General features: G+C 37.2%; 15 protein-coding genes and 1 riboswitch. Of the genes, 10 read left to right on the forward strand and 5 right to left on the reverse strand.

What is annotated here, in order from left to right; translation table 11 throughout:
* Window positions 1-3 precede the first annotated feature (3 nt).
* From MVE01_RS03655 to MVE01_RS03665, 3 genes are all read right to left on the reverse strand, one after another.
* A complete protein-coding gene (locus MVE01_RS03655; protein WP_472560810.1) occupies window positions 4-3,126 on the reverse strand; it encodes a tetratricopeptide repeat protein in 3,123 nt (1,040 codons plus the stop codon).
* Window positions 3,123-5,174 (reverse strand): glycosyl transferase family protein, encoded by a 2,052-nt coding sequence (locus MVE01_RS03660; protein WP_472560811.1) that lies wholly within the window; start codon window positions 5,172-5,174, stop codon window positions 3,123-3,125. The genes MVE01_RS03655 and MVE01_RS03660 overlap by 4 nt, the downstream gene beginning before the upstream one ends.
* Before the next feature lie 48 nt (window positions 5,175-5,222).
* Window positions 5,223-5,299, reverse strand: a riboswitch (cyclic di-GMP riboswitch).
* Window positions 5,300-5,448: 149 nt separating this feature from the next.
* The gene (locus MVE01_RS03665; RefSeq protein WP_472560812.1) at window positions 5,449-6,234 is read right to left on the reverse strand and encodes a sulfite exporter TauE/SafE family protein; all 786 of its coding nucleotides are present in this window, start codon (window positions 6,232-6,234) and stop codon (window positions 5,449-5,451) included.
* Window positions 6,235-6,323: 89 nt separating this feature from the next.
* On the opposite strand from MVE01_RS03665, the gene MVE01_RS03670 reads away from it, so the two are divergent.
* From MVE01_RS03670 to MVE01_RS03680, 3 genes are read left to right on the forward strand one after another with little or no spacing between them, the layout of a single operon-like run.
* On the forward strand, window positions 6,324-6,764 hold the full coding sequence (locus MVE01_RS03670) for a hypothetical protein (protein WP_472560813.1): 441 nt from the start codon (window positions 6,324-6,326) through the stop codon (window positions 6,762-6,764).
* 2 nt (window positions 6,765-6,766) lie between these two features.
* Window positions 6,767-7,045, forward strand: a complete 279-nt coding sequence (locus tag MVE01_RS03675) for an acylphosphatase (RefSeq protein WP_472560814.1) — start codon at window positions 6,767-6,769, stop codon at window positions 7,043-7,045.
* The gene (locus tag MVE01_RS03680) at window positions 7,045-7,245 is read left to right on the forward strand and encodes a hypothetical protein (RefSeq protein ID WP_472560815.1); all 201 of its coding nucleotides are present in this window, start codon (window positions 7,045-7,047) and stop codon (window positions 7,243-7,245) included. The genes MVE01_RS03675 and MVE01_RS03680 overlap by 1 nt, the downstream gene beginning before the upstream one ends.
* Window positions 7,246-7,249: 4 nt before the next feature.
* On the opposite strand, the gene msrA is transcribed toward MVE01_RS03680, so the two are convergent.
* Window positions 7,250-7,777: a peptide-methionine (S)-S-oxide reductase MsrA gene (msrA, locus tag MVE01_RS03685; RefSeq protein WP_472560816.1), complete on the reverse strand. Its 528-nt coding sequence runs from the start codon at window positions 7,775-7,777 to the stop codon at window positions 7,250-7,252.
* A gap of 166 nt (window positions 7,778-7,943) precedes the next feature.
* Between msrA and trxC the strand changes: the two genes are divergently transcribed.
* The 7 genes from trxC to MVE01_RS03720 all read left to right on the forward strand — a co-directional run bounded on the left by trxC (window position 7,944) and on the right by MVE01_RS03720 (window position 11,777).
* A complete protein-coding gene (gene trxC / locus MVE01_RS03690) occupies window positions 7,944-8,372 on the forward strand; it encodes a thioredoxin TrxC (RefSeq protein ID WP_472560817.1) in 429 nt (142 codons plus the stop codon).
* A 13-nt stretch (window positions 8,373-8,385) separates the two neighbouring features.
* Complete coding sequence (locus tag MVE01_RS03695; RefSeq protein ID WP_472560818.1) at window positions 8,386-9,057, forward strand: response regulator transcription factor; 672 nt, start codon at window positions 8,386-8,388, stop codon at window positions 9,055-9,057.
* Window positions 9,011-10,219, forward strand: coding sequence for a sensor histidine kinase (locus tag MVE01_RS03700; RefSeq protein WP_472560819.1), 1,209 nt, complete (start codon window positions 9,011-9,013; stop codon window positions 10,217-10,219). Before MVE01_RS03695 ends, MVE01_RS03700 begins: the two co-directional genes overlap by 47 nt.
* Window positions 10,216-10,551, forward strand: coding sequence for a hypothetical protein (locus MVE01_RS03705; RefSeq protein WP_472560820.1), 336 nt, complete (start codon window positions 10,216-10,218; stop codon window positions 10,549-10,551). The genes MVE01_RS03700 and MVE01_RS03705 overlap by 4 nt, the downstream gene beginning before the upstream one ends.
* Before the next feature lie 65 nt (window positions 10,552-10,616).
* Entirely contained in the window at window positions 10,617-10,937 is a 321-nt protein-coding gene (locus MVE01_RS03710; RefSeq protein WP_472560821.1) for a hypothetical protein, read from the forward strand.
* 136 nt (window positions 10,938-11,073) lie between these two features.
* On the forward strand, window positions 11,074-11,388 hold the full coding sequence (locus MVE01_RS03715; protein ID WP_472560822.1) for a cytochrome C: 315 nt from the start codon (window positions 11,074-11,076) through the stop codon (window positions 11,386-11,388).
* An 80-nt stretch (window positions 11,389-11,468) separates the two neighbouring features.
* On the forward strand, window positions 11,469-11,777 hold the full coding sequence (locus MVE01_RS03720) for a c-type cytochrome (protein ID WP_472560823.1): 309 nt from the start codon (window positions 11,469-11,471) through the stop codon (window positions 11,775-11,777).
* Between the two features lie 79 nt (window positions 11,778-11,856).
* Here MVE01_RS03720 and MVE01_RS03725 read toward each other — a convergent pair whose 3' ends face one another.
* A complete protein-coding gene (locus MVE01_RS03725) occupies window positions 11,857-12,180 on the reverse strand; it encodes a hypothetical protein (protein ID WP_472560824.1) in 324 nt (107 codons plus the stop codon).
* Window positions 12,181-12,247 lie beyond the last annotated feature (67 nt).

A 12,247-nucleotide genomic window follows, 5' to 3' on the forward strand; every position in this document is an offset into this window, starting at 1 on the left:
CCGTTAAAATAAAAGCTCAAGCATCATTTGTATTTGGTCATCATTTTTGTAATTGGTTTTATAGGCTTTTCGTGCTTCTACACTGGCTCTTCCTGTATAGGCATGAGATCTGTATTTCTCTTCATCCAGCCAGAACAGGTAGGAAAGCCCCAGACCAATGTCATAATTATACATACTTTTCTTAGTACCATTATCATTGTCATAAGCGATACTTGCACTGATATATGGCATCCAGGCATTTTGATAATTTATTTTTTGCATATATCCCTGTTCATATTTTGAATAGAAACGGTAAGAATTATGGTCAAAGAAATATGCTATATCAATATAAAGACTTTTAAACCATTTGTTTTTGAGTGCCGGATCAAAACTATAGTCATCAAAGAATTTTCCACTTACACGTGCCAATACATCATCTCTGCTCTTTGAAGCGCCTTTAATCAGTTTTTCTACTGAGACTATGATCATCGTGTTATTTGTTACCTGATAAGATACCCCTATACTGGGTTGTGTTGTTCCCTCAGCCATAGTGATGTTTTTATTTTTTATACCTACTGCTGTATTGAGATAGAATTGTAGTCTATTTGTATAGGAACGAGGTGTATAACTTAATCTAAGCGCTGAATAGCCTCCTATAGTATCATCAGTGATGATCGGTGAAACATTACCCACTGCTCTGTTGCTGCTTACATAAGCAAAATAACCTGTAAAAGAGTCCTCCATATATTTGATACTTCTTTTTAAGTTATATTTCTCTGATGCTGTACCTGTACCTTCTTTCTCCAAAAGATCCAGGGATCGTTTGAAGCTATTCAGAGCATGTTCATGATGTTTCAGCTTAACTTCACTGTACCCGAGTGCTTTATAATATTGGGGATCTTTCTGATATTTTAAAGACTTTTTAAATGCTAAGGCAGCTTCTTTATCTTTACCGTACTTTTGATACCAATATCCGATCTGGGCATAATACTTTGCTTTATCTCTGGTATGCGGGATGATCTTTTTAACGTAGGTGATTGCATCTTTATATCTTTTTTCTTTGGCAAGCAAATTGGCATAGCGATAAAGAGTATCTGTATTGTTCTTCCCATATTTCAAAGCTTTCTGGTAATAGGCAAGTGCCTGGCTGTTATCATTTTTCAGTTCAGCCAATTTTGCTTTAAGCGTATAGTATTCACTTTCATGACGTACAACCGGTCCAGACAGTCCGGAGAGGTATCCTCTGGCTCTCTTTGCATCATCCATTAGTAACGCCAGCTTGGCTGCTTTTAAGATGATTTGTTTTGAATGCTTATGTTGTAAATATTGATCCCAGTAGTATAGTGCCTGTTTATATGCCTTATCTCTACTATACAGTTCTCCCAATACGTTGGCCAACTCATACGCGTTTGGATGTAGTTTATAGGCTTTCTGAAAATAGTGACGTGCCTGGCTGTAGTGCCTTGTTGCATAATAATTTTCTGCAATAATTTTATGTGCTTCAAAATTTCTGGGATCTTTTTTCAGCACTCTGCTCAGCATTTTATTTGATACACCATACTCCTTGTATCTACCGAATTCATAAGCAAGTGTCAAAAGCTCTTTTTTTGAAAGTTTTTTCATCTGGCTCATATCTGTAAGTATTTTTTTGACTTTATGAATATTTCCTCTCTTTTGGGCATTTCTTAAAAGTGTCATCATAGCATTGAGCTTCTCTTTGCCTGCTAAACAGTTAAAAGGATAATCCAACTCAAGACGTTTTAACACACGCCTGGATTTTTGTTTTATGTCCAAAAGCGGAAGAATAAGATTTCTGTCACATATGCTGCTTGCATTTGCTAGCAAAAGTAATTCCTTCTGCTTTGTATATCCTTTGGTCTCATCATATAAAAAAAGTAATCTCTTTCTGTATTCTTTTGTTGGATTCACTGCATACAATGCTTCCAAGATGCGTATGGCTTTGGCATTACTGTTTTCTCTATGGTACTGATAGCTGATAAATGCTTTTTGCTTTGGATTTAGATCTTTCAATGCAGACAGATCATCGAGGATAGTCAGGATTTTATTTCGTTTATTTCCCATTTGTGCATATTTTTCAATAAGTCTTGAGGAGAAATTGAATTTTTCGTCTTTGCTAAGTCCCGGATACGGATAATACTGTTTTAAGATCTTAAATGATTCAGCACGCTCTTTATTCATATAGAGCAGTTTTTTCAGCTCACCGGCGTCTTTGCTAGCCTGATACTCTTTCGTATAAAGTGCTTTTATCCTATCTTTCATGCCGGCTTTTTCATAAAGGTATACTAAGCGTTTCCTGTTGGAAAGATTTGGGTTAGAGTGGTAAATTTTTCCCATTGTTTCTGCCGCATTTTTGAACTTTTCATTCTTTATGAAAATTAACATCTGCTGTTCGTATTTTTGGATGGAGTCATCCATAGTATTGATGATCCTAAGTGCCTCTTTCATACGACCATTGTCTCTAAGTATATCAGCCCAGATGATACGTTTTTTATTCAAATGAACATCTTTTTTGCATTTTTTCAAATAAGAGGAGATCTCCTGTGTCGCTTCATCCAACATCTTTTTCTCCAACAACAATGCTATGATATTTGAAGTTTCCGGATGGCATGTTGTATTTTTTGAAGTATGGAGTATTAAAGGTAAATATTTTTCTACAGCTTGTTTATTATTCGATAATATAGCTGACTTGAGCAGTATCATATCTTTTTGAAATTTTTCCTCTTTCTTTAAAGCTGAATCATCCGAAATCGATGAAGCAAGCTTATATGCTTCTGCATATTTCTTTTGACCATAGAGTAAATTAATTTCATAATATTTGGCATATAGCACAGGTTTAACAGTATGAACATAACGTTTTGCACAGCTGAAATCCTTTTTTTGCAGACATAAAGTAACCAACATTTTTGAAGCTTCAGGATTGGAACTGTCAATTTCCAAAACCTTTTCCAGTAATTTTTTTGCCTTGTTCAGCTCACCTTTTGCAATAAAGTTTTTTGCTTTTTCCATACGGGGATAAGTTCTGTATTCTTTAAGGTTATTTCCCATATTGTCTATTGTTTCAGTTACAAAGTTGGCATGTAAAACTGTAGTACAACATAATAAAGCTGCTACTTTAAGAAGTTTCATATATAGATCCTTTGCAACTGACCTGCAGGCAGAAAACCAAAATACTGGCAACTGGCTATAAGGTCATCACCTGTTTGCTCACGATGAGACAAAATTTGAGGCATGATATTTTTTGGAAGCATTTTATGTTTCAGGATCATCTTCAACTGCCTGAACTCATCCATACTTAAATCTTTAAAGAGTGTTTGATGCTGCAAGGACTCAATGGTACTTGATTTTGTAATGAAAAGTTCAATGTTGTTTTTCAATACGCTTTCACATTTGTCCACAACAACATTAACGACTTGTCCTGATGAAACAAAAGGTTGTATGCCGTTGTGTTTTTTTAAGATCAGTATGTCATGTTCCAACAAGATATACGGATCTGCTTTGTTGATCGCACTGTGGTCAAGCTCATCTGCTCGGACATCGATATATTCGAGATCATTTTGAATGGAAAGAAGTTTTGTCAGGTCTTCTTCATTAAGTATGCCCTTTTCCATCAATAGCATTCCCAATGGCTTATGTGTCACTTTTTGTTCCTCAAGTACTTTATCCAGTTCGGTATGATCCAGCAGATTATGTTCTAAACACAATTCACCCAATCGCATACTTAAAGTAGTATTGACAGGAAAGTCATGAGTTGTTTTATCCCAAGAGAGATTGTTTACACCGGATTTGATATTTAAAACTTGAACTGTTGCCCGCCACATGGCAAAAATATTAATAATATTTCCCCAAATGATCCTCGGTACACTCAGTAATGCACCCCTCACACCAAAATTCAAATAGGTAAAATACATTCTTTGTACAATACGGTTTAAAAGAAAAAATGCGTTAAGAATAAGCAGTATCCAAAGGAAACTGCCAGGTGGTACAAGCTCAGGATACCACCATGTATCGGTGGTCATTTTTGCATAGAACATCATGATCAACACATTCAAAACTAAAAAATATGCCAGTAAATTTGCCAAATTTGTGAAAATAGCTTTTCTGTCACGAAAAAGTATATATTTTGTTGCCAAACCGGGATAATTCCACCCTATGCTTTTCCAGCCTTGAAAAACGATCCCTATGATCCATCTTGATTTTTGTCTCACGGCAGTAGAAAAAGTGGATGGGAAAAACTCTCTTACGGCAACAAGTACTTCTTTCTTGCGAGTCACAGGCTTGCCAAAAGCATTTTTGGCAGTATATTCAATTGTAACCGGTACTCTGGCAAAGATAAGCTTCATATTTTCTCTGAAAAGTTCAAATCCAAGATTGTAGTCTTCCGTGAGTGTCCCTAAAATAAATACTTCTCCATCATGCAATTCTATGAGTTTTTTGATTGCTTTACGACTCAATGCTGTACCCACACCGGCACTGGGAACAAACCCCAAGATACTTTCTCGTACCAGCATATCTTTTCCATGCGTCTCAGCAAATTCGTCTTCATAGTGACCCGCTGTAAATTCATACCATTTTCGCTCAAACGGAACAACAGGTACCTGTATGAGGTCATTTCCTTTTCCCAACAAATGGTTAAAAAGCTTCAATTCCAAGGGATGGATCACATCTTCTGCATCATGCAAAACAAAAGCTTCAAATTCAATGTTATGTGTCTTCTCGAATGCAAAGATCTGCTCAATCACATTATTCAGGCAGTCAGATTTACTGGTAGGACCCGGGTCACGCGTCACGACTTTATGTACGTTATGATAGTGATTGACCACCTGATCGACTTCTGCTTGCGTATCAGGATCATTAGGGTAGGTACCGATAAAAATATGATAGTTATAATATTCGAATGTTGATGCTGCCAAAGCGGCCATCTCTGCAACAACACCGGTCTCTTGCCACGCCGGTACCATAATGGCAATGGGTTTTTCTTCATTTTTGTAAAGTTCGTTCACATTAAAGGGTGGATGTTTTTTATAAACAGTTATTTTACGCCATACACGACGGATCCAATAATAACAATCAATAAAAAAGTCATCTAAACTGCTGAGTAAAATAATAATAGCTGCAAAATAGATTAAATATTTGATTATAAGCCAGTATATTCCAAAAAAGTCTATAAATTCCATCTTTTGATCAGCTTCCTTGCATAACAGATAAATATCATTATTTTAGTCATCTGCAACTCGGCTATCTCATAAGAAGACCCGTGGCTTTCTGTCCCTATCTCACGATAAGTTTAGCTTAACGCAATTATATACACATATGAATTAAATGTATAATAGATTTTTGAAACTATTTTTTGATAAATTGTAAACATAGCTATCTGGTAACACTAGGTTAATATATTGGTAATGCCTGGGCAAGTATATTTATTGGATATTTTATGGCTAGGAGATATTGCTAACCACATTTCCCTGGAGCACATTTCATACCCCCGCATTTTCCTTCCAGTTTACTTTTGATACTGCCTGAACGCATACTGTTGATCATCTCCTGGGTCTCTTTAGGATGAGCTACGAACTGGTATCCTTTATATAGTGTGTAAACCCCATAGAAGACTACCAGCATGGCTGCCAGTTTCATCATGGTACCGCGCAAATTTCCTTTTTGAAGAAATTTGGTCACAGTACCCAGGAAGAAGAGTGCAGGGATGGTCGCCAGTCCAAAAGTAGCCATGACAATAGCACCCCACAGAGGACTTGCTGTACTTGCAGCAAAGATGGCAAAAGAGTAGACCAGTCCGCAAGGGATGATGCCATTAAGCATCCCCAAAAGATAGAAACTTTGTAAAGATTTGCTTCCTATGAGTTTTCTAAAACTGTTTTGGAACCACCCTTGTTTGGAAACAGACCATTCTGCAGAGTTGAGGAATTTGAGGTTTCCCAGTAAAGAGAGTCCTGCAAGCACCATAAGCATCCCTGTAAGAAGAAAAAGCACTCCTTTGGTGGTAGGTGTGAACGCGATGGCACGTCCAAGGAGTCCGAACATGGCTCCTAAAACGGTATAAGTAGTGACACGTCCAAAATTGTAGGCAAGGTGTGAAATGGTCTGTCGTCCCCATGAACTGCTGTGATCTATTTTTGTTGAACTATAGGCAACGACAATACCTCCACACATCCCGATACAGTGTCCTACACTGCCTAAAAAAGCAGTACTAAGGATAATGACAAGGTCAATATTATTCATTTATATGTCTCTTTGATGGAAAAATTATATAACTATAGTGTTTTTTTGTTAAAATGGTGTTAATTCGTATCATACCAAGGAAAATATTTATGTATAAAGCTTTCAAGCGTCGTTTTATCAAAATGTTCAGAGAGTTTTTGATCTACCATAACAGTTCGCTGGAGTTTCGAGCAAAACTGTTGACACTGATGGTCTCTGCAAATGGTGAGATAGATGAGTGTGAAAAGCAGAAACTCAAAGAGATAGCCCACTCCATCTATAGTGATGATCAGGAACGTGCTGAACTTTTGATAGATACGGTAAATGAATACCATAACAAGATCATTAACCGTAACGGGCTTGATTTTGAACATCTTATTCAGATCGTTGCAAAAGAGACAAAAGAGGTAAAGCGTTTCTGTACGAAGATCGATATGGAAGTACTCAGGCAACTTCAAGAGTGTACAGATGAAGAGGATGAGGAAGAGTGGCTGTTTCAACAGCGTATCCTTGAATTCCTTCAGAATTTGAAAGATGAGTGCAGGGTATAAATATGGAGTGGTATCGGTTTATAATTTCAGGAAGAGTTCAGCATGTCTATTATAGAAAGTTTACTGCGCAGGCATTAATGAAAAAGCAGTTCAAAGGATATATCCAAAATCTTTCTGACGGTACGGTGGAAGTGGTAGCAGAAGTGTTTGATGACGAGTTCGATACTTTTATGCAGATACTCAAAGAGGGTTCACCTCTAAGCAGTGTTGAAGATATAAAGTATGAGATCCTTGATGATGCGCAGTTTAATACAGATGGATTTGAGATAAGGTATGAGTAATGGCTAGTGGATGGGGTTGCCAGTTTATGGGGCAAAACGGCGAGATCAAAGAGTGGTGTATGAAGCTGCATCATGTGTGTGAACCCGGATGCAAAGGATGTATTATTGCAGGAAAAGTAGAGTTTTCACAGCCCAATGTTTCTGAAGAACAGGAGCGAAGGGTAAAAAAGAGAAGTGATAACCCGTTGGCAGAGAAATAGTCTACTATATCATCTCCTTCCCAAACTTCGCTTTCAACTTTGTTAACTTCGGTGGTATGACTGCCATACAATACCCTTGCATTTGGTTTTGTCTGTAGTAGTCTTGGTGATAGGCTTCTGCTTTGTAGTAGCATTTTAAGGGTTCTATGGTGGTGACTATAGGGTCAGAGTAGTCGGCTTGTGCGGCTTCTAGTGCGGCTTCGGCTGCTTCCTTGGTCTCTTCATCTGTGTAGAGGATGGTAGAGCGGTACTGCGTACCTCTGTCTGCACCTTGTTGGTTGAGTGTCGTAGGGTTGTGTACCATAAAGAATATGTCCAAGAGTGTGTCTACTGTAATGACACTGTCATCATAAGTGATTTTTATAACTTCAGCATGTCCTGTCTCGCCTGTACATATGTCTCTGTATGTTGGGTTATCAGTATGCCCGTTGGCATAGCCGCTTTCCACATCGCTCACCCCTTTAAGCAGTTCAAAGACCGCTTCTGTACACCAAAAACATCCGCCGCCGACTATGAGTTCTCTTTTTGCCATTTTAGTCCTTTTGTTTGGAAGTGGAGATTTTAGTTCCACCTCTGTCTTTTATTTACCTTTGAGTGGGACTAAAGTTCCCACTTCAGGAGTGATTTAATTATTATTAACTTTTTCATCTGTATCTTTGCTATAATACCTAAGAAAAATAAATAGCTGGAGGTTTTTCATGAATGTAAATGTTGTATGTCCACATTGTCTCAAAGTGAATCGTATTCCTAAAAAAGAGTCTTATACCAAAGCAAACTGCGGTGCCTGTAAAAAATCACTGCTTGACAGCAAGCCTGTTTCGGTTGATGGTGCTAAACTCGGTACGTTTTTGGCTAATTCTGAGATCCCTGTGGTGGTAGACTTTTGGGCACCATGGTGCGGTCCCTGCCTACAGATGGCTCCGTCATTTGAAGAGGCTGCTTTAAGCATGCCTCTTCAGGCACAGTTTTTGAAAGTCAACACTGAAGAGCAGCAGGCTTTGGGTGCGCAGTACGGAATACAGAGTATCCCCACACTCATTATGTTCAAAAATGGTAAAGAAATTGATCGTATAAGTGGTGCACTTAGTGTCGGTCGCTTGCAAAACTGGGTGAAACAATATATATAAATAAAGTGATGGAATGAGTAAAATATTATTACTGGAAGATGATTCGAATCTTAATGAAACGGTTACCGAGTTTCTTGAAGAACAGGGCTATGATGTTGTTTCGGTCTATGATGGATATGAGGCACAGGAAAAACTTTATGAAAGTAAATATGATCTGTTGCTTTTAGATATCAATGTTCCGGGAATTGACGGGCTTGATCTACTTAAAGAGAGTCGCCAAGAGGGTGTAGTGGCTCCTGCCATTTATATTACTTCCATGGACTCTGTAGATGATCTTGAACGTGGATTTGAGAGTGGATGTGATGATTATATTCGTAAACCGTTTGCACTCAAAGAGTTGTTGATACGTGTAGAAACACTGCTTAAGCGTGGTTTTTTTCATGAACAGAAAGAGTTGATACAGATCTCCAAAAATATTGCTTATGATATTAAGAACAATACACTCATAATCGATGGAGAAACTGTTTCCCTTGGAAATAAGGAATCAAGACTTTTAAAACTCTTTATGAAAACAGAGGGAGAGATCATCGCACATGAACGTATCTACAAACATTTGTGGGATTATGATGAAGAGCCTAGTGATACAGCACTTCGTACCTACATTAAGAATCTTCGAAAGATCATAGGGAAAGAAAGAATTGTCAGTATCAAAAAACAAGGCTACAAATTCCGTACTGAAAAGTGAGAAGAAATCCCTTCTAAGATTTCTGGCACTTTATGTGACCATCATTATTTTTGTGATCACACTGATCGCTTTGTTTTATTATCAGTCACAGGAAAAGCTGATGCTGGCAGAGAGACGTGCTGAACTCTCCAAATATGCTTACATCCAGACTAAAAGACTTAAAGTACTGCACCACTATTTTGACGAAAGAACAAAGTATCCCAGAGATCCTCGTTTTAAAAGTGCTATTTATGATATAGAGTATATGCAGATTTTTTCACTGTTGGAAAATGAACCTGAACACTTTGATAAAGAGATATATATTACGCAAAATAAAAAATATATTCATTTTGTAAAAAGCTTGGATGAGTACTATCTTGGAACCAAATATCTGATTATTGAAGTGAAAGATGATGGTAATTGGAGAAATGAAATATGGAAAAATATCATAGGATACGGACTGTTCGCCTTTTTATTTTTTATGTTGTTTGGTCTTTTTCTGGCAAAACTCTTTTTAAAACCGATGCGTGATTCCATTATGTTGCTTGACCGGTTCATTAAAGATACAACCCATGAACTAAACACACCGCTCTCTGCGATACTGGCAAATATTGAGATGATGGATACCGCAGTGATGATCGACAAGAATAAGAAAAAACTTGAACGTATCAATATTGCAGCAAAAACAGTCTCAGTTCTCTATAAAGATCTGACCTATATGACTCTGGAGCAGGAGAAGAAGAGCGTAGAGGAAGATATAGCTCTTAAGCCTGTTTTAGAGAACAGAGTGGAGTATTTTGATATTTTGGCAAGATCCAAACATATTACATTTGATCTGCATCTTCAGCATGCTACTCTTTTTATGGAGAGACAAAAATTTGTAAGGATCATAGATAATTTGATCTCAAATGCTATAAAATATAATAAACGCGGTGGAAAAATAACGATCATCCTTCAAGAGAATATGTTAAGTATATCAGATACCGGTGTTGGTATTGCGGAAGATAAAATTCCTTTTATGTTCGACCGCTATATGCGTTTTAATCAAAGTGAAGGTGGCTTTGGTGTAGGTTTGAGTATTGTAAAACAGATCATAGATGAATCCGGTTTAAAAATAGAAGTACATTCAAAAGTAGGGGAAGGCACAACGATGATATTGAGATGGAAAGGGGTAAGGGTATGATCAAAAAAATAATCGTTTTGAGTTTGATCTCTTGCAGTCTGCTATGGGCTGAGAATGCCTATGAACGAAACTGTGTTGCCTGTCATCAGGAGCTACCTACTTCTTTGCAGCAAATGTTCAAACGTTATTTGCTGATGTACAGCGGAGAGAAGAATGTCAAGGCATCCATCAAGCATTATCTTACCTATCCTTCCAAAAGTATCTCTGTGATGTCAGATCTTTTTATAGACACCTACGGCATAAAGAAGCCAACCTATTTGAATAAAGAGGAACTGGATGAAGCGATAGACATCTATTGGGATACATTTAAGGTTTTTGGTAAATTAAAATAGATACAATACATCGGGATTATTATACTTTAAAATAATAATATATTATATTACTGCAGGGAGTTTGAATGGGAAAGATATTGACGATAGTAGCTTTATCACTTTTTGTTACAGCAACAATACCTACATCAGCAGTTGCGGGACCAAAGAAAGGTCAAAAGTTATTTAAGAAGAAGTTTCGTAAAAAGTGTGGTTTCTCCGGAGTCCGTTTTGCTAGAAACCATACACAGGCAGAATGGGAAGAGATCTATGACAACGGAAAGTTTCCAGAGGAAGCGAAAAAGATCTGTCCCAGATTAAAACTCAAGAAGATAAAATCTTCCTGGTGGGAAGATGTCTATGAGTTCTCAGAAAAATATGCCAAAGATGGCATGGTTCCAAAGTGTTAATTTAAGTTTATATTGATTATAAATGTAACTTCCTGAAGCAGTTATTTAATTTCTGCTTCTTCTTTCACACTTTTCCTCACAATCTTTTCACAATTCCATGCTATCATTCAACATCTTAAAATTAAAAGGATGAAAAATGACAAAATTTACTAAATTAGCACTTGCTGCTTTACTTGGACTTGCTGTGTTCTCAACGACTGCTTCTGCAGATGTAAAAAAAGGACAAAAACTTTATATGAAAAAAATGAAAGCTGCTTGTGGTTTTACAGGTGCAAAATTTGCAGCTAAGCATACACAAGATGAGTGGGAAGCGATCAAAGGTGCCGGTAAATTTGCGGAAGAAGCTGCAAAGATCTGCCCAGGTGTGAAAATTAAACCTAAATATATCAATGACATTTATGACTTTTCATATGAGTATGCATCTGATTCAGGTAATGTCCCTTCTTGTTAAGAAGTCAGGCAGCCTAAGATACGCTTAAACTCGGAATGTTATAATTTCGGGTTTTAAAAATTAATTTAAAAGGAATTAAAATGAAAAAAATCGCAATCGCAATGTTATTCGCTGGATCAACTCTTCTTATGGCAGACGGTGCTGCAGACTTCGCTAAATGTGCAGGATGCCACGGACAAAATGGTGAAAAAGCTGCTCTTGGTAAATCTGCAATTATCGCTGGTGAAGATGCTGCATCAACTGTTGAAAAGCTTAACGGCTATAAAGCAGGTACACTAAATGCACACGGAATGGGTGCATTGATGAAAGGTCAAGTAGCTTCTTTGGATGATGCTAAGATCAAAGAACTTGCAGACTATATTGCTACACTTAAAAAACCTGCTAAATAATTTTTAGCTTTACAGTATTTCAAAAGTCTTTTGGCTTTTGAAATACCTGTTTTTATATCTTTCCCCACATTTTTCTGTTTTATCTATTTCTTGGTGTATTATCACTTGAGCATTTTTTGCTAAGTCTTCCGGTTTTTTCTATACGTATGCAGTTATAAAGTGTTTTAGTTGTTGTTGCTTTTAGCACGCAGTCACGTCGGTTATCATTTTTTCTTAGTTGTCCAAGGATATTCATTTTCTTTTTTACCAGTATGACTGAACCGTCTACCATACTTGCACCGCATTTTCCAGGACCACATTTCATACCGCTTTCAGTGATGGATTTTGTTTTCTCTTTGTCACTGCAACCAGTAAGTAGTAGAGTGACAGTGATCAATAATAAGAGTTTTATTTTGATGTTCATATTATTTCCTTTCATAGGTAGGAGTGTCCCACTCTGACCTACAGTTTTTTATCTATAAGACACATGC

The organism is Sulfurovum sp., assembly GCA_026990595.1.
Lineage (GTDB): Bacteria > Campylobacterota > Campylobacteria > Campylobacterales > Sulfurovaceae > Sulfurovum.